Origin of the sequence: Bradyrhizobium sp. AUGA SZCCT0177 (assembly GCF_018130125.1) — a bacterium.
Classification (GTDB): Bacteria; Pseudomonadota; Alphaproteobacteria; order Rhizobiales; family Xanthobacteraceae; genus Bradyrhizobium.
Genome location: NZ_JAFCMA010000029.1, coordinates 29,718 through 47,077 on the forward strand (window position 1 = coordinate 29,718; position 17,360 = coordinate 47,077).

Sequence of the window (17,360 nt, forward strand, 5' to 3'; positions counted from 1 at the left end):
GATTTCGGCGCACAAAACTGCAAGCCAACGAAGATCAACTGTCGAGCGCGTCCAGATCGGCCATCGCCGTCGTCATCCGCCCGATCATCGTCAGCGTCGTGGCCTCGGGCTGCATGTTCGGCAACAGCGGCGAGTGACACAGCGTGATCGTCCACATTGCGAGCGCGTGCACGATCTGCTGCCGATAGCGCCGGAAGCTGAGGTCGAAGTCCGGCTTGACGCCGGTCTTCTCCGCGAACCGCTCGATATAGCGGGCCAGCAGTTCGCGCTCCCAGCTCCGGCGATCATCCGGCGTCAGCGACGCCGTCACGGCGTAGGCGAAGTCGCGTGACCAATGGCCGCGCGACAGACATTGCCAGTCGCACAACCCCATTTGGCCCGAGCCTGTCCGGTACCAGTTGCCGATGTGCACGTCGGAGTGAATGAGGCCCTGCGGCTCGCTGTCATGCAGCGCAAGTGCGCGCATTGTTGCGGGCCAGACATCGTCGCGGCGCGCCATGACCGCAGCTGGAATGACGTGAGCGGCGGCGTCAAACGCTTTCCTCGTGTAATACTCGGTGCCCATTTTCGCCGCACCGATGGTGAACCATCGGGGATAGCTGGCGAGCCAGCGGTAGCGTTCGGCCAGCGTCGGATCGCCGTAGAAGCGGCCGTGCAACGACGCCAAGAGATCGATCATGTCGTCGGCCATGGCGCGGGTGACGTATGTCTTGTGATTGCAGAACGTCGCTGACTTGGTTGCGACCAAATCTTCCAGCAGATGGATCGCCGCAAACGTTCGCCGATCATAGGCGGAATGATAGCACAGCGGGGCTTCGATCTCGAGCTGGGCGCGGATCTGCGTAAAGAAACTGCCCTCCACGCGCGCCGTGCCGTTGAAGCCGCCGATCATGCGGGTGACGATACTCGGCAGCGACTTGGTGAAGATCGAGACCGGCAAGCCGGCGCGGCGACCTTCCTCGTTGTAGGACACTCTTAACTGATGCCGCTCGTGGGTGCCCGCACTCGCAGGCTTGATTTCAACGTCTGTGACAATGGCCCCCGGGACCTTGCCGCAGAGGACCGCCGTCAGCCATTCAGGCGTAACAGCGTAAGGTGTGCAGGGCACATCGTCGAACCGGCGCGCCATTGGCCGCGCCAGGCGCTCGTAAGCGACACGTCCGCTGATTTTCAGCGCGGCCAAGGCCGTATCTGTTGATTGTCCCATCTTCTCGATTCCCCTTAAGCGGCGCAAACCTCAACCGATCACACGTTCCCGACGCAATTCGCCGATTATTTCGGATGACAGACCTATTTCACCCAGCACGTCGTCGGTGTGCTGTCCCAGCACCGGCGGCGGCCTGCCTGCGCGACGTTCCGCCCCGTTGATCAGAACCGGGTGACCGACACCCTTCAGCCTGCCCGCGGTCTGGTGCTCGTAATCGACAATGATGCCGCTCGCTTTGGTGTGCGGATGGTCGAGCAACTGCGCGATCGAATTGATCGGCGCGCAGGGCACGCCGACGCCGGTCAGCACCTCGTTCCAGTGCGCGACGGAATTTTGCCGCAGCGCCGCCTGGACATGACCGAGGGTTTCCTTGCGGTGCGCAACGCGATCCGCATTGGTCCTGAATCTGATATCATCGACGATTGCGCTCAATCCGGTGACCGCACAGAATTTGCGCCAGAGATTGTCGTTGGCGACCCCGATCATGATCGGCCCGTCGGCCGCCTCGAAGGCCTGATAGGGACAGAGCGATTCATGGCTCGATCCGCATTTCGGCGGCTGAACGCCGCGCTCCCAGAAGGTCTGGAGGTTGTAACCGAGCAGGCCCAGTGCGGTTTCGAACAGCGAGACCTGGATCTCGCCGCCCTTCCCGGTTTTTTCCCGCGCATACAGCAGCGCCAGAATGCCGCTGAAGGCATGCACGCCGGTCATCTGGTCGATCGGCGAGATCGGACTGCGGATATAGCCGCCGTCCTCGTCGCCGGTCATCGACATGACCCCGCAAAATGCCTGCAGGATCACGTCATAGCCGGGCGAGTTTTTCAGCGGCCCGGCGCGGCCAAACCCGGAGATGCTGCAATGAATCAGGCGGTCATTCAGGGTGCGCAGCGTTGCGGCGTCGATGCCAAGGCGCTCAGCGACCCCCGTTCCGAAACTTTCGATGGCGACGTCGGCGGATTTTGCAAGCGCGTGGACGATCTCGCGGCCCTTCTCCGTTTTCATATCGACGGCGATGCTACGCTTGTTCCGGTTGGCGCTGAGAAAGACCGTGCCGAGGCCCGGCGCCGGAAACGGCGGCCAGCCGCGCGTCTCATCCCCCTGGCCGACGGTCTCCACCTTGATGATGTCGGCGCCGAGATCGCCGAGATATTGCGCACATAGCGGACCTGCCAGGACCTTCGACAGGTCGAGGACGCGGATGCCGGTCAGGGGTTTTGACACTGTCGTTCTCTCAATTGAGTTGCGCGAGCCGCGGTAGATGAAGTTTCGACGCCGGCATCAGTCAGGCGCCCGGCTGGGCGGAGGAGAAGGCACCTGCCATGTAGGCGGGAAAGCCGTATTTCGTGACCAGCAGATAATCCGCCGCGCGGCGCTGATCCTCGGAGAAAGAGGCCCGCCATTGGTCTGCCACGGCATACGCCCGCGCCAGCCGCTCACGCAGCGCGCATTTGCCGTCGGTGACAGGCTCCGCCTCCAGCCAGAATGCGGATTGCGCAATGACGCCATCGAATGCCGGCGCCTTGCCCGGGCCGTGAAAACCGGCGCGGGCGAACGCGTTTGCAAGCGTTGCATCTGCTCCGGCCTGCAGCGCCTCGGATACCGCCGCCACGGCCTGTTCGACGGGCGCCGGAATGCCTCCCGCCTTGCGAAAACGGTCATGATCGAGCCGCCCGAGAAACAGCGTCCTGATCATGTTGCGCGGCTCGCGCCGCTGGATGAGCTTTGAGAATATCTGCATCTCGCTGCGGATCGCCGCATCAAAGGGTTGCGGCAGCCCTTGCGCGACGCAATCGAGAATAGCGAGCGGCGCCGGATAGTGCCCAAGTGTTTCCGCCAGAACACCCTCGCGTTTCCGCTCGATGATTGAAGCTGCATCATCGACATCCACCGGCCGCCAACTGGAACGGTCCCAAGGCTGCGACGCCGATGGATGCGACAGCACCCATCGTTCCGCCGCCGCCACCTCTTCGCCGGCAGGAACCAACTCATCGACCACGCCGGCGGCAATAGCGGCCTGGCCGGACAGCCGCGCACCGTCCAGCAGGATCGGAAATGCCTTTTCGATTCCGGTCAGACGCGGCAGCCGTTGGGTTCCCCCACCTCCCGGCAACAGCCCGACCAGAGACTCCGGCAAGCCAAACGCGACCTTGGGATCATCGACCATGACCCGGTGGTGGGTCGCCAGCGCCAGTTCGCCGCCGCCGCCGAGCGCCAGGCCCGCGATTGCCGCCGCGACCGGCTTGCCCGCGGTTTCGATTCCACGCAGCGCCTGACTGAGGCGGAAGAAATGGTCGAACGCCACGCGATCACGCGTCTCGGCCGGCGCTGCCATGATCATGTCGTAGGCCAATCCCAGTTCGGCGAGATCGGCGCCGGCACAGAATGCCGATGGCTTTCCCGAGCGGATCACCACGCCCTTGACGTCGCTGTCGCGGAGCCACCGGCTGAAAATGGCGAGTTCGGCAATCGCGGCGTTGGAGAACACATTCATCGGACGGCCGGGCATGTCGAAAACAAGATGCAGGACATTGTTTTCGCGGCGTTCGGCGCGGAATTGCTGCAACTTTCGCAGTTCGTCCATGGGCTTCCTCTCCGCCGTTGTTTTTTGCCCTATAGCATATCGTATATCTGTGTACTAGTTTAAACCAGCAGCTTTGCCGCCTTGAAAAATGCTCTACTTCGGTTGCAGCGATGATGCCGCAGGGCGCGAAAGTTCTGACACTGACGTTATTTACCGCTGATGCAAAAAGCCCGCGGCGCCAGCTTGCCTTTTACCATCCTCGAACATATAGTACACTACCTAACTAAATTGATGTGGACGGATGTCGATGATCGAGCGCACCATTTTCCGCGAGGAACATCATATTTTCCGGGAATCGGTCCGGCGCTTCGTCGATCGCGAGATCGTGCCGTTTCATGCGCAGTGGGAAAAGGACGGCATCGTGCCACGGGAACTGTGGCTCAAGGCCGGCGCCGAGGGGCTACTCTGCTGTACCGTTCCGGAAGAATATGGCGGCATGGGCCTCGACTATTTGTTCGACGTGGTCGTGTTCGAGGAATTATGGCGCTCCGGCGCGAGCGGCCCGGGATTTCTGATTCACACCGATCTCGTGGCGACCTATCTGCTTTCGTTCGGCACCGAAGCGCAAAAGCGGCGTTGGCTGCCGAAGATGGTCTCGGGCGAAGCAATCGGCTCGCTCGGCATGACGGAACCGCATGCCGGCAGCGACCTCAAGGCGATCCGGACCCGCGCCGTGCGCGATGGCGATGATTTCGTCATCAACGGCCAGAAGGTCTTCATCTCGAATGGCCAGCTCTGCGATTTCGTCGTGCTGGCGACCAAGACCGACGGCAGCGCCGGCGCCAAGGGCCTGACGCTGTTCATCGTCGAGAGCAACCGGCCCGGCTTTCAGCGCGGAAGAAACCTCGAAAAAATCGGGATGAAGGCCCAGGATACCTCCGAACTGTTCTTCGAGAACATCCGCATTCCCGCGACCAACATGCTCGGACAGGAGGGTAAGGGTTTTGCCCTGATGATGACGAAGCTGTCGCAGGAGCGGCTGGCCCAGGCGATCCGATCCGCCACCGTCACCGAAACCGTGATTGACTGGACCGTTGAATACACGTCGGACCGCAGCGTGTTCGGTCAAAAGCTCGCCAACTTCCAGAATACCCAGTTCAAGCTCGCCGATCTCAAGACCAAAGCAACGGTCGCCCGTGTCTTTACCGATCGATGCATCTCGCTCTTCATGGAAGGAAAGCTCGATCCGGTCGACGCCGCGATGGCCAAGATGTTCACTTCCGAACTTCACTGCGAAGCGGTCGATGAATGCCTGCAATTATTCGGCGGCTGGGGTTATATGACGGAGTACCCGATCGCGCGCGCCTATGTCGACGCCCGGATCGTCAAGATTGCGGGCGGATCGATCGAGATCATGAAAACCATCATCGCCCGCCAGATGTTCGCGCAATGTGGTTTTGCGCTCACCAAGAGCGGTTGATCGCATTGATGCCACACGGCCGGCGGACGCCAAGGTATCCGCCGAAACAGAACAGACGACCGAAGCGTCGCAAACCAAGGGAGTGAGATTTGAGAGGCTTATCAGGCAAGGTAGCGATCGTTACCGGCGGCGGCCAGGGCATCGGCCGCGCCATCACCCTTCGGCTCGCGGAAGAAGGCTGCAAGGTCGCGATTTTCGACATCAATCCCGACGCCGGACATGAGACGGCGAAACTGGCGCCGCAGTCGGCGATCACGACCTACACCGTCGATGTCGGCGACCGCGCCTCGGTCGATCGCGCAGTCGCGCAGGTCGAGGCCGAAATCGGCCCCATTTGGGTTCTCGTCAACAACGCCGGCTGGGACCGGCCGATGCCGTTCCTGAAGACCGACAAGGAACTCTGGGACAAGATCATCCGCATCAATCTGTATGGTCCGCTCAATACCCACCACGCCATCGCGCCGCTGATGGTCGAACATGGCGGCGGCCGTATCATCAATATCGCCTCCGACGCGGCCCGCGTCGGCACCAGCGACGAGGCGGTCTACTCGGCCTGCAAGGGCGGGTTGATCTCCTTCACCAAATCGATCGCCCGCGAACTCGCCCGCAAGAACGTGCTGCTGAATGCGGTGTGTCCGGGCCCCACCAACACGCCGATGATGGCGGCGGTGCTGGGCGAAGGCGAACAGGCTGTGAAATGGAAGGACGCGATGGTTCGCGGCATTCCCTTAAAGCGCATGGGCGAGCCCGACGACTATGCCGGGATCATCGCTTTACTGGCGTCGGACGACGGCAAATTCATCACCGGACAGGCCATCTCGGTCTCCGGCGGCATGAACATGATCTAGCAGATGTGAGGTTTAGCGATGATAGCAGATCCGACCAAATTCACCGACGTAATCTACGAAGTCCGCGATCGTGCCGCATGGATCATCATCAACCGACCCAAGGTCTATAATGCCTTTCGCGGCCAGACCCTCGAAGAACTGATTCAGGCGTTCCAGATTGCCGCCAACGACCGCAACGTTTCGAGCATCGTGCTGACCGGCGCCGGCGACAAGGCCTTCTGCACCGGCGGCGATCAGTCCGCGCATGAAGGGCAATATGACGGCCGCGGCGTCGTCGGGCTGCCGATCGACGAGTTGCAGGGCCTGATCCGGGATGTTCCCAAACCTGTCATTGCACGCGTCAACGGCTTTGCGATCGGCGGCGGCAACGTGCTGGCGACGCTGTGCGACCTGACGATTGCCGCCGACACCGCGCAGTTCGGGCAAGTCGGACCGAAAGTCGGCTCCGTCGACGCCGGCTGGGGCACCGCCTTGCTGGCCCGCCACGTCGGCGACAAGAAGGCGCGCGAAATCTGGTTCATCAACGACCGTTACACCGCCGAACAGGCGCGTGAAATGGGCCTCGTCAACAAGGTGGTTCCGGCCGCCGAACTCGATGCCGCGGTCAAGGACTGGACCGACAAGCTTGCGCAGCGGTCACCGACCGCGATCGCGCTCGCAAAACGCTCGTTCAACGCCGACAGCGACAACATTCGCGGTATCAGCAACCTCGCCCTACACGCCGTGAAGCTCTTCTACGATACTGCGGAATCGAAGGAAGGTGTCGCCGCCTTCAACGAGAAGCGGACGCCGGACTTCCACAAGTTCACTTAAGCTTCGACAATGAACGCGTCGCTTCCCTCGCCTTGCTGATGCCCTCTCCGGCATCAGCCGAACGCGCTCCGCAAGAGGAAAACACCGTGCCGGCACGTAAGGTCATCATCTCCTGCGCGATCACGGGCTCGATCCATACGCCCTCGATGTCGCCTCACCTCCCGGTGACGGCGGCGGAGATCGCGGAATCCGCTCTCGGGGCGGCCGAGGCAGGCGCCGCGATCGTGCACCTTCACGCCCGCAATCCGATAGACGGCCGGCCGGATCAGTCGCCGGAAGCCTTCGAGCCGTTTCTTCGTGTCATCAAGCAGCGATCCGACGTGGTGGTGAATCTGACGACCGGCGGCTCGCCCTATATGACCGTCGAAGAGCGGATCAAGCCCGCGGCAGTCTGGAAGCCGGAGGTCGCCAGCCTGAACATGGGATCGATGAATTTCGGCCTGTTCCCGATGCTCAAGCGATACAAGCAGTTCAAGCATGACTGGGAGCCCGCGATGCTGGAGGGCTCCCACGACCTCGTGTTCCGCAATTCCTTCAAGGATATCCGTTACGCGCTGGAAACGCTTAACTCGACCGGCGCGCGCTATGAGTTCGAGTGCTACGACACCAGTCATCTCTACAATCTGCATTACTTCTGGACCGAGGGTCTGGTGAAAGCGCCGCTGTTCATCCAGACCGTGTTCGGCCTCCTGGGCGGCATCGGCGCGCATCAGGAAGACGTCATGCACATGAAGCGCACCGCCGATCGCCTGTTCGGCGGCAATTATCGCTGGTCGGTGCTGGGCGCCGGGCGCGCACAAATGCCGGTCGCGGCGATTGCGGCGGCCATCGGCGGAAATGTGCGCGTCGGCCTCGAAGACAGCCTGTGGATCGGCGCCGGCCAACTTGCGGCGTCGAACGCCGATCAGGTGACGCAGGTTCGAAAGATCATCGAAGGGCTGGGCCTGGACGTCGCGACGGCCGACGAGGCGCGCGAGATCCTTGAGCTCAAGGGCGGCGACAAGGTCGCGTTCTGACCGCTGATCGATCGGAATGATGTAGCGGCCGGATCGCCAAAAGCAATCAACGGGAGGCCTCAATGCTGCCCCATCGCAGGGTTTACGACGAAGAACATCAACAGTTCAGGGAAACCGTGCGGCGCTTCGCGGCATCGAAGATCGCGCCCGATTTCGCACGATGGGAAGAAGCCGGGATCATCGACAGGTCGCTCTGGGGCGCCGGCGGCGCGGCCGGCCTGCTCTGCCCGCAGGTCCCCGAAGAGTTCGGCGGCGCCGGCGGTGACTTCCGGCACAATGCCGTCGTGATCGAGGAACTCAGCTATTCCGGCTTCGCAGGCCCGGCCACCGACTTCTCCGTGCACAACGATGTCTGCTGCGGGTACCTGCTCAGTTACGGCACACCCGAACAAAAGAAGAAATGGCTACCGCGCATGGTGACGGGTGAAACCGTCTGCGCGATCGCGATGACCGAACCCGGCACCGGCAGCGACCTGCAGGGCATCCGCACCCGCGCGTTACGCGAAGGCGACGAGTTCGTGATCTCGGGCCAGAAGACCTTCATCTCCAACGGGCAGATGTGCGACCTCGTCATCGTCGTTGTCAGGACCAACCCGGAAGGTGGTTCACGAGGAATGAGTCTGGTTCTTGTCGAGACCGACCGTCCCGGCTTTCGCCACGGCCGCAACCTCGAAAAGCTCGGACACCTCTCCTCCGATACATCAGAACTGTTCTTCGACGGCGTGCGCGTCCCCGTCAGCAATCTGCTGGGAGCGGAAGGTGGCGCGATGGGCGCGCTGATGAGCGAGCTGCCGCAGGAGCGTTTGACCATCGCGCTGCATTCGATCGCCGCGGCGCAGAAGGCCTTCGATCTTGCCAAGGACTACGTGCAGCAGCGCAACGCTTTTGGATCGCCGATCGGCAGCTTCCAGAACACAAGGTTCAAGTTGGCCGACCTGAAATCCGATCTTGCGGTGGGATGGGCCTATGCCGACCAGTGTCTGCACGACCATATCAACCACGAACTAACCACCTACGCGGCGTCGACGGCAAAACTCTGGATCACCGAAATGCATGGCCGGCTTGTCGACCAATGCCTGCAATTCTTCGGCGGCTACGGCTTTATGCGCGAGTATGAGATCTGCCGCCTCTACGCGGATGCGCGGGTGCTGCGGATCTACGGCGGCACCTCGGAAATCATGCGTGAGCTGATTTCGCGCAATCTGTAGGGCAGATCGGGGCTGCATCGTTCGAGAAGCCGCTTCGCGGCTCTCACGTCGTCATGCCGGCCTTGTGCCGGGCATCCACATCCTGGCTTCCTTAGGCAAGAAAGACGTGGATGGCCGGGACAAGCCCGGCCATGACGAAAAAGCGAATCATTTTCAGAATTCCTCAATAGCTCTTCGGCAATTCCAGCACCTTCTCGGCAATAAAACTGAGGATCAACTGTTCGGTGATCGGGGCCAGCCGCGTGATCGAGACTTCGCGGAACAGGCGCTCGACGTGATACTCTTTGGCGTATCCAAAGCCGCCATGGGTCATGATCGCCTGCCACGCCGCGTCGTGGCCGGCGCGGGCGCCGAGGAATTTGGCGGCGTTGGCTTCGGCGCCACAGGGTCTGTCGTGATCGTAGAGCCAGGCAGCACGCATCGCCATTTGCCAGGCTGACTCCAGATACATCCAGTTTTCCGCGAGCGGATGCTGGATGCCCTGATTCTGGCCGATCGGCCGGTCGAACACCACGCGCTCCCTTGCATATTTCGCCGCCCGGCGCAGCGCGTCCTGGCCGATCCCGATCGCTTCGACCGCAATCAGGATACGCTCGGGATTGAGGCTGTGCAGGATGTAGGAAAAACCCTTGCCCTCCTCGCCGATCCGGTCGGCTTCCGGAATGAACAGGCCGTCGATGAAGATGGCATTGGAATCAACCGACTTGCGGCCCATCTTTGGAATGCGATGAACGTCGATCTTGGACCGGTCGAGGTCGGTGTAGAAGATCGTGATGCCATCGGTCGGCCGCGCGCAATCTTCATACTTGGTGGTCCGGGTCAGCAGCATGATCTTGTTGGCGACCTGTGCGGTCGAGGTCCAGACCTTCTGGCCGTGCACGAGATAGCCACCGGGGACCTTTTGCGCGAAAGTCTTGATCCTGGTCGTGTTCAGCCCGGCATCCGGCTCGGTAAAACCGAAGCAGCATTGATCTTCGCCGGCGACCAGCCGCGGCACCCAGCGCGCCTTCTGTTCCGGCGTGCCCTTCACGACGATCGGATGCGGTCCGAACAGGTTGATATGCACCGCCGATGTCGCGGACATACCGCCGCCATGGCTGGCGACTTCATGCATCATGATCGCAGCCTCGGTCACCCCGAGACCGGAACCGCCATACTCTTCCGGCATGGTGATGCCGAGCCAGCCGGCGTCGGCCATCGCGCGATGAAATTCGAACGGAAACTTGCCGTCGTCATCGCGCGCCAGCCAGTAGTCGTCGCCAAAGCGCGTGACGACTGAGCGTACGCCCTCGCGAATAGCCGCCTGATCGTCTCCCGGCTCGAACTCGTTGGCCAATGCACTCATGTGACGTCCTCCCCGACCGAGGCGAGCGCGCGCTTTGCCGCGATCAGATGCGGCATGTCATACATCTTGCCGTCGATGCCGAGCGTTCCCGCATCAGGCTGCGCGGCAAAGGCCGCCACCACGCGGCGCGCGTGGGCCAGATCGGTCTCCGACGGCGTGAAGCATTGATTGATCGTCGCGACCTGAGCGGGGTGAATGGCGATCTTTCCAACAAAGCCGTCGCGGCGTGCGATCCGGCAGCTTTCCGCCAGCCCCTTCTCGTCCTTGAAATCCACATACAGCGTATCGAGCGCCATGACTTCAGCGGCACCAGCTGCAAACAGGCATTGCGCCCGCGCTACCTGATAGGGAAACGTCCAGCTCCCGTCGGCTTCCTTGTTGGACAGCGCGCCGAGCGCCGCGCCCAGATCCTCCGCGCCCCACGTCATCGCAACCAGGCGCCTGCTCGGCGTTGCATAACTCGCAAAGCCGATCATCGCAGCCGGTGTCTCGGTCGCCACCACGAGTAACTTCACATGCCCCGGCGTGACCCCGGTAGCCACCTCGAGCACGTCGACGTAGTTCGAAATCAGTTCGATATCCTGCGTGCCGTTGACCTTCGGGATCAGGATGCCGTCGAGGCCCGGACGAACAACCGCCGCGAGGTCTTCGAGCGTCAGCTCGCTGCCGAGCGGATTGATGCGCACCAGAAACGCCCAGTCGCGCGCCGGACCACCCAGCAGGTTTTTCACCATCTCGCGCGCCAGCGCCTTGCGCGGCGGCGCTACGGCATCCTCAAGATCGAGGATCAGCGCGTCGGCGCCGATACCGGATGCCTTTGCGAATTTGTGCTCGCTGTCGCCAGGCACAAACAGAAGGGAGCGCAATCTCATGCGGGACGCCTCATCATCAGGCCTGTGCGGCGGCAATAAGCGATTTCCTCGTTGTGCTGGTTGAAGCCGCGATGCTCGAACGTGACGATGCCCTGGGTCGGGCGGGACTTGCTCTCGCGCACCGCCAGGATCTTCGTTTCCGCCCTGATCGTATCACCGGCAAAGACCGGGCGTGGAAATTTGGTGTCTTCCATCCCGAGGTTTCCGACCGTCGTTCCAAGGGTGGTGTCCTGCACCGACAGGCCGATGACAAGGCCGAGGGTGAAGATCGAGTTCATCAGCGGTTTGCCGAATTCGGTCGATTTGGCGTATTCGTGATCGATGTGCACGGCCGCCGGATTATAGGTCAGCGACGAGAACAGGATGTTGTCCATGTCGGTGACCGTCCGCCGGATTTCATGAACGAAAGTTTGCCCGACCGAAAACTGCTCGAAATAGAGTCCCGCCATCCCGTTTCCTCGCCTTTCTGTATTCGTACACATGCATACTATTTCTTATTGACGCTGCCCGACAGGAGTCAGGGCGCTTTCTTCAACGCCTCCGGAAGCCTGGAGCGATGAAAGCCTTCAAAGGGCGCGCTACGATTGTGCGGTTCGAGCTTCCACGTGGTCCGCGCATTCGGTGTGCCGCCATCGACCCGAATGCAGGAACCGGTGACGTAGGCGGCAGCCGGCGACAACAGATACACAATCGCGGCCGAGATTTCGGCCTCGGTGCCGAACCGCTGCAGCGGCACACCGGCCGTGAAATCATGCAGCTTCTTTTGCATTTCCGGCGTGTAGGTATCAAACCCGCTGGACACGATGCCTCCCGGCGCGACCGCATTGACGCGAACCCCGGAAGCGGACCATTCGCACGCCGCGGTTTCGGTGAGCGTCAGCATTCCGCCGCGCGCCGCACCGGAGTGGGCGAACTCGGGCCAGCCATGCCAGATGTCGGCAATGATGTTGACGATGGCCCCGCCATTGGCCTCCATCCAGCGGTTGTAGACCTCGCGCATGAAAATGAAGCCACCGGTCAAATTGCTGCGGACCACGGCCTCAAAGCCCTTGGTCGAGATGGTTTTCATCGGCGCGCGATATTGACCCCCGGCATTGTTCACCAGCCCGTCGATGCGGCCATAAGTGCCGAGCACCGCGTCGATCGCAGCGATTACCATCGTTTCGTCGCGGATATCGCAAACATGGGTGAGGACCCGTCCGCCATCCTCTTCAATCTCCGCCCTCACCTCCGCCAGCTTTTCGGCAGTGCGGCCGAGGATCGCGACATTGGCACCGAGAGCAACCAGTTCGTGTGCGGTGCAACGGCCGATACCGCTGCCGCCACCGGTGACGATAATCGTCTTGCCCTTGAACAGATCGGACCTGAAAACCGATTGATACGGCATCGTGCTCTCCGAGAGTGACGGACTGGCGGGTCACGCCGCATTGCCAGAATTAGTACACTATATTATGATATGGTGTACTCTGTTTCGCAAGCGCTTTGCGGCGGGCCTCGCCACAAGGCCGGAGGCCGAACGATTGGAACAACCGGCCGCTTATGGCCATCCACATCGCCCCGTGACATTGTGTTGTCCCGGCGCCGAATGATGCCCTTGGAAACGCACGACATGGACAAATTCACGACCATCACCGTCGAAGCGCGCGACACCATTGAAATCCTCTCCCTCAATCGGCCGGATGCGCTCAATGCGGTGACACCAGCGATGGCCGACGAGCTGATCGCCTACTTTTCGGGTCTGCACGAACGCCTGACCACGCGCATCGTCATCTTCCGCGGCAATGGGCGGGCGTTTTGCGCCGGGGCCGAACTCGGATCCGATGCGTTCGCAGCGCCCGGCGCGGGGCGTCCGCAGCGGCAGCTGGACATGCAGCAGCGCTATTCGCGGATCATCCGCCTGATGCGAAGTTGCCCGCAGCCGATCGTCGCACTTGTTCAGGGAGCGGCATGCGGCGCCGGGTTTTCCTTGCTGCTGGCCTCCGATGTTCGCTTCGCGACGCCGGCGGCGCGGATGAACGCCGCCTACATACGCGTCGGCGTCGGCGGCTGCGACATGGGGTCCGGCTATCTGCTGCCGCGGCTGATCGGTCTTTCGGTGGCGTCGGAATTGTTGCTGACCGGGCGGTTTCTGGGTGCAGACCGGGCCAAGGCGGTAGGACTCGTCAGCGACGTCGTTGACGACGACAAATTGCTCGAGACCGGCCTTGCTTTCGCTGCTGAAATGGCCCGCGCCTCGCCAATGGGCTTGCGCATGACCAAGCAAACGCTGAACGCGCTGATCGACGCTCCCGGCATCGATGCCGCGCTGATGATCGAGGACCGCCAGCAGGTGATGCTGCTTGAAACCAGCGACCACCAGGAGGCTGTCGCGGCAATTCGAGAGAAGCGCGACCCGACCTACAGGGATCAATAGAACCTATCTTCCCGCAAATGTCGGTTTGCGCTTCTCCCTGAAGGCTTTTATCCCCTCCTGGGCATCCGCCGTTCGCGAGATCGCTGCGAGCGTTTGTGCCTCATCTTCCATCTGGCTCTCGATGGAACGGTTGAGCGTCTGCAGGAACAGGCGCTTGATCCCGCCATAGGCTTCGGTGGGACCCAAAGCCAGATCGCGCGCGATCTTCTCGGCCTCGGCGACAACCGCGTCGTCGTTCACGACATAGTCGACCAGCCCCGTCGCCAGCGCGGCGTCGGCGTCCATCGTCTCCGCCAGCAGGAAAAACCGCCGGGCACGGGCGACCCCGATGCGCCGCGTCACGGTTGTCGTCGAGCCGCTGTCCGGCGTGAAGCCGATCCTGGCGAATGCGGATGAAATGCGCGCCGATTTGCCGATCACCACCAGATCGCCCGCGGCCATCAGCGAAACGCTTCCGCCCGCGACGTTGCCTTGCACGGCCACGACGACCGGCGCACGCATGCGGACCATCCGCACGATGGCGGCATGCAAATCGGCTGTCCAAGACTTGATGGTCACGGGCAACGCGGCGCCACGGGAGGCGAGCGCTGCGAGATCGCCGCCGACACTGAACAGCCTTCCGCGTGCGGAGATCAGCACGGACCGCACATCGTCGCGCTCGCTCAATTCTGCCATGCAAAGGCCGAACTCGCGGCAGAAGTCGCCGTCGATCGGGTTGCCCCGCTCGGGCTGATTGAGAACGATATGCGCGAGGCCACCGTCGATCGTGCATTCGAAGCTGGTGGTAGCGATTGCCAGACCCATTGCGTCTCTCCCAGGGCATTCGGACCTTCTTGGAAATGCGTTCGAGGCGGCCAGCATGGACCGGCTTTTCGTCGCCGGCCTGGCGTCAGGCTGACCGGCCTTCCTTTTCCTTGCGCGTGGAGGCTTGAATGGCCTCGCGCGCCCGCTGCCAATCGTCAGGCGAAAGTTTTGAGAGCCCGGCAAACGTGCTTGGCGCCGCCAGATGATGCCCGCCGTCGATGCTGATGGTGTCGCCGGTGATGTAGCTGCAGCCATCCGACATCAGGAAGATCATGAGGTTGCGCAGCTCATCCATCTTGCCGAACCGGCGCAGTGGAACCTCGTCCGCCTGGGTCGCCCCCACGCCGGTCTCCGCCAGCGGATTGAGCTTGTCCCAGGCATTCTCGGTCGGAAACGGACCGGGCGCGACCGCGTTGACGCGGATGCCCTTCGGTCCCCATTCGACTGCGAGCGACATCGTCATCGCATGGACGGCGGCCTTGGCCATCGCGGCCGGCACCACATAGGCCGATCCTGTCCAGACCCAGGTGACGAGATTGCTGATGATCACGCCGGGAAGCCCCGCCGCAATCCAGCGTCTTCCGCAGCCCTGCGCCGCGTAAAACGAGCCGTCCATGATGGTCGACCTGATCGCCTCGTAACCGCGAGGCGACAACGTCTCGGTCGGCGCCAGGAAATTGGCGCCGGCGTTGTTCACGAGGCCCGTGAGAGGTCCGGTAGCCCAGATTTCCGCCATCATCTTTTCAATGCTGTCGGGATCGCGAACGTTGGCGACCAGCGCCTCGGCCTGCCCGCCCGATCGCGCACGAATTTCGCCCGCCGCCTGCTCGAGAATTTCCGGCCGGCGGCCGCAGATGAAGACATGCGCGCCATGCGCGGCAAAGCCCAAGGAAATCTCCTTGCCGAGCCCCGTGCCGCCGCCGGTCACGAGGATGCGCTTTCCCTTGAGGACGTCACGGCTGAACATGAACGGCAAATCCCGCTATTCGAAGCTTACATTACAGCCAAGCCAGGCCGCCAAGCCAAATTAATACACTAATGTACTTCATCTGTAAATCGCGATCGTCCCGACTCAAGGATGTCCCCGGGAGCTCGATCCGGCCTAATCCCCAGCAAATAGAGCCGATTCCTGGGGATACGCACGGCCATGAATCGCCCCGGACGGGATCGCCGCGGCGCGTTCCTTTTAAAATACGCTTGTGTATGATATCAGTTGAATCGCCGGTGATGGACACGCGATCGGTATCAGCTTCTGACGAGGAAAAAATCGAATGGTCGACCGGCCCGACTGGGATCTCCGACTAGGCTACCTCATCCACGACGTTTCCCGGCTGCGCCGGATGATGTTCGACCGCGCCCTGGCGCCGCTCGGCATCACGCGGTCGCAATGGTGGGTGCTTGCCTTCATCTCGCGGAAAGACGGACTGCCGCAGACTCAGCTAGCCAATGAGCTCGACGTCGGCAAGGTCGGCGTGGGAGCGCTGATCGATCGTCTGGAGTCTTCCGGCTTCGTGCTTCGGCAGGCGGACCCGGTCGATCGCCGCGTCAAGCGCGTCTTTGTCACCAAGCAGGCGCGCGGCTTCCTGGAAAAACTTCGCAAGGAGACCGACAAGTTCAATGCCCAACTGACCAACGGGATTGACAGGCAGGCATTGGAGGCGGCTTCGGACGCATTGCTGGCGATGAAGCACAATCTGCTGGCGATGTCCGACGGAAGCGCCCTGCCGGATGAGAGCGAAGCAGACGTCGGCAAGAAGGGCAAACCACGGAAGAGCAGGAAAGCGGCATAGCCGCTCATCCCTTTACGTGCTGAGCAGACCGCATCGATCGTTAGCGATGCGGTGGCGCTCTATGACACGATGTCTCGCCCCCAAATATCGGCATTGGGGCGTGCCTGCTTCAGCAACTCCGCAACCTTTGGACCCAACTCATTGGGATCCTCGACCGGCTCTATCCCCGGCCCCGCGTGCCAGCCTTCGGCAATTTTGAGAATGCCATCGCCCGCTTCGAACACGCGGCCCGTGACGTCGCGGGCTTCCTCGCTGGCCAGCCAGACGACGATCGGCGCGACCCAGCGCGGATTGCGCCGCTTGATGTCTTCCTCGGTGCGCTCCCTCAATCCTTCCGTCATCCGGGTCTGCGCGCGCGGCGCGATAGCGTTGACGGTTATTCCATACTGCCGGAGTTCGGTCGCGCTGATGATGGTGAAGGCGGCGATGCCCGCCTTCGCCGCCCCGTAATTGGTCTGGCCGACATTGCCGAACAGGCCTGAGGCGGAAGACGTATTGATCAACCGCGCGCCCACCGGGGAACCGCGCCGCTTGGCTTCCTGCCGCCAATATTGTGCCGCATGGTGCGAAGGCGCGAACGTCCCCTTCAAATGCACCTTGATGACGCTGTCCCATTCCTGCTCCGTCATGTTGACCATCATGCGGTCCCGCAGGATACCGGCATTGTTGATCAGGACGTCGAGGCGCCCGAATGCCCCAACCGCTTCGTCGATCAGCGCCTTCGCGCCGCCCCAGTCGCTGACGTCGTTGCCGTTCACGATCGCCTCGCCGCCGGCATCTCTGATCGCTTCGACCACCGACTGCGCCGGCGTCAGATCGGCGCCCTCACCGGCCGCGGTGGCGCCGAGATCGTTGACGACGACCTTCGCTCCCTGCTCGGCCAGCATCAGCGCGTATTCGCGCCCGAGGCCGCGGCCCGCACCTGTCACGATCGCAACACGTCCCGCACACAGATTTCCCATTTTCATTGTTCCTGGATCGTTTCGTTTCACTGACACATACACTCAGGGCAAACTCGCCATCGCCGCAGCGCCATTTGCGCA

The 17,360-nt window shown here is 62.1% G+C and carries 17 protein-coding genes; 7 read left to right on the plus strand and 10 right to left on the minus strand.

Going from position 1 to position 17,360, the window contains the following annotated elements; all coding sequences use genetic code 11:
• Positions 1 to 34: 34 nt before the first annotated feature.
• The 3 genes from JQ597_RS28590 to JQ597_RS28600 all read right to left on the minus strand — a co-directional run bounded on the left by JQ597_RS28590 (position 35) and on the right by JQ597_RS28600 (position 3,788).
• Complete coding sequence (locus JQ597_RS28590; RefSeq protein WP_212268822.1) at positions 35 to 1,207, minus strand: phosphotransferase family protein; 1,173 nt, start codon at positions 1,205 to 1,207, stop codon at positions 35 to 37.
• A 30-nt stretch (positions 1,208 to 1,237) separates the two neighbouring features.
• A complete protein-coding gene (locus JQ597_RS28595; protein WP_212268823.1) occupies positions 1,238 to 2,428 on the minus strand; it encodes a CaiB/BaiF CoA transferase family protein in 1,191 nt (396 codons plus the stop codon).
• A gap of 61 nt (positions 2,429 to 2,489) precedes the next feature.
• Positions 2,490 to 3,788 (minus strand): enoyl-CoA hydratase-related protein, encoded by a 1,299-nt coding sequence (locus tag JQ597_RS28600; RefSeq protein ID WP_212268824.1) that lies wholly within the window; start codon positions 3,786 to 3,788, stop codon positions 2,490 to 2,492.
• 247 nt (positions 3,789 to 4,035) lie between these two features.
• Between JQ597_RS28600 and JQ597_RS28605 the strand changes: the two genes are divergently transcribed.
• From JQ597_RS28605 to JQ597_RS28625, 5 genes are all read left to right on the plus strand, one after another.
• Positions 4,036 to 5,208 carry an acyl-CoA dehydrogenase family protein gene (locus JQ597_RS28605; protein ID WP_212268825.1) on the plus strand — a complete coding sequence of 391 codons (1,173 nt, stop codon included), beginning with the start codon at positions 4,036 to 4,038 and terminating at the stop codon, positions 5,206 to 5,208.
• An 89-nt stretch (positions 5,209 to 5,297) separates the two neighbouring features.
• Positions 5,298 to 6,056, plus strand: a complete 759-nt coding sequence (locus JQ597_RS28610; RefSeq protein WP_212268826.1) for a glucose 1-dehydrogenase — start codon at positions 5,298 to 5,300, stop codon at positions 6,054 to 6,056.
• A gap of 18 nt (positions 6,057 to 6,074) precedes the next feature.
• Positions 6,075 to 6,869, plus strand: coding sequence for an enoyl-CoA hydratase-related protein (locus JQ597_RS28615; protein ID WP_212268827.1), 795 nt, complete (start codon positions 6,075 to 6,077; stop codon positions 6,867 to 6,869).
• 38 nt (positions 6,870 to 6,907) lie between these two features.
• Positions 6,908 to 7,885: a 3,5-dioxohexanoate:acetyl-CoA acetone transferase gene (kce, locus tag JQ597_RS28620; RefSeq protein WP_212268828.1), complete on the plus strand. Its 978-nt coding sequence runs from the start codon at positions 6,908 to 6,910 to the stop codon at positions 7,883 to 7,885.
• A 62-nt stretch (positions 7,886 to 7,947) separates the two neighbouring features.
• Complete coding sequence (locus JQ597_RS28625; RefSeq protein WP_212268829.1) at positions 7,948 to 9,093, plus strand: acyl-CoA dehydrogenase family protein; 1,146 nt, start codon at positions 7,948 to 7,950, stop codon at positions 9,091 to 9,093.
• 163 nt (positions 9,094 to 9,256) lie between these two features.
• Here JQ597_RS28625 and JQ597_RS28630 read toward each other — a convergent pair whose 3' ends face one another.
• The 4 genes from JQ597_RS28630 to JQ597_RS28645 form a co-directional block, all read right to left on the minus strand.
• Positions 9,257 to 10,438 carry an acyl-CoA dehydrogenase family protein gene (locus JQ597_RS28630; RefSeq protein ID WP_212268830.1) on the minus strand — a complete coding sequence of 394 codons (1,182 nt, stop codon included), beginning with the start codon at positions 10,436 to 10,438 and terminating at the stop codon, positions 9,257 to 9,259.
• Complete coding sequence (locus JQ597_RS28635) at positions 10,435 to 11,310, minus strand: HpcH/HpaI aldolase/citrate lyase family protein (RefSeq protein WP_212268831.1); 876 nt, start codon at positions 11,308 to 11,310, stop codon at positions 10,435 to 10,437. The genes JQ597_RS28630 and JQ597_RS28635 overlap by 4 nt, the downstream gene beginning before the upstream one ends.
• On the minus strand, positions 11,307 to 11,759 hold the full coding sequence (locus JQ597_RS28640) for a MaoC family dehydratase (RefSeq protein WP_212268832.1): 453 nt from the start codon (positions 11,757 to 11,759) through the stop codon (positions 11,307 to 11,309). The genes JQ597_RS28635 and JQ597_RS28640 overlap by 4 nt, the downstream gene beginning before the upstream one ends.
• 68 nt (positions 11,760 to 11,827) lie before the next feature.
• Positions 11,828 to 12,697: an SDR family oxidoreductase gene (locus JQ597_RS28645; RefSeq protein ID WP_212268833.1), complete on the minus strand. Its 870-nt coding sequence runs from the start codon at positions 12,695 to 12,697 to the stop codon at positions 11,828 to 11,830.
• A 222-nt stretch (positions 12,698 to 12,919) separates the two neighbouring features.
• On the opposite strand from JQ597_RS28645, the gene JQ597_RS28650 reads away from it, so the two are divergent.
• A complete protein-coding gene (locus tag JQ597_RS28650) occupies positions 12,920 to 13,723 on the plus strand; it encodes an enoyl-CoA hydratase/isomerase family protein (RefSeq protein ID WP_212268834.1) in 804 nt (267 codons plus the stop codon).
• A 3-nt stretch (positions 13,724 to 13,726) separates the two neighbouring features.
• Here the strand turns inward: JQ597_RS28650 and JQ597_RS28655 are convergent, their stop codons facing one another.
• Positions 13,727 to 14,527 carry an enoyl-CoA hydratase/isomerase family protein gene (locus JQ597_RS28655; RefSeq protein WP_212268835.1) on the minus strand — a complete coding sequence of 267 codons (801 nt, stop codon included), beginning with the start codon at positions 14,525 to 14,527 and terminating at the stop codon, positions 13,727 to 13,729.
• 85 nt (positions 14,528 to 14,612) lie between these two features.
• Positions 14,613 to 15,494 (minus strand): SDR family oxidoreductase, encoded by an 882-nt coding sequence (locus JQ597_RS28660; RefSeq protein WP_212268836.1) that lies wholly within the window; start codon positions 15,492 to 15,494, stop codon positions 14,613 to 14,615.
• Between the two features lie 304 nt (positions 15,495 to 15,798).
• Here JQ597_RS28660 and JQ597_RS28665 point away from each other — a divergent pair, with 304 nt between their 5' ends.
• The gene (locus tag JQ597_RS28665; RefSeq protein ID WP_212268837.1) at positions 15,799 to 16,317 is read left to right on the plus strand and encodes a MarR family winged helix-turn-helix transcriptional regulator; all 519 of its coding nucleotides are present in this window, start codon (positions 15,799 to 15,801) and stop codon (positions 16,315 to 16,317) included.
• Positions 16,318 to 16,376: 59 nt separating this feature from the next.
• Here the strand turns inward: JQ597_RS28665 and JQ597_RS28670 are convergent, their stop codons facing one another.
• Positions 16,377 to 17,279 (minus strand): SDR family oxidoreductase, encoded by a 903-nt coding sequence (locus JQ597_RS28670; protein ID WP_212268838.1) that lies wholly within the window; start codon positions 17,277 to 17,279, stop codon positions 16,377 to 16,379.
• Between the last annotated feature and the right edge of the window lie 81 nt (positions 17,280 to 17,360).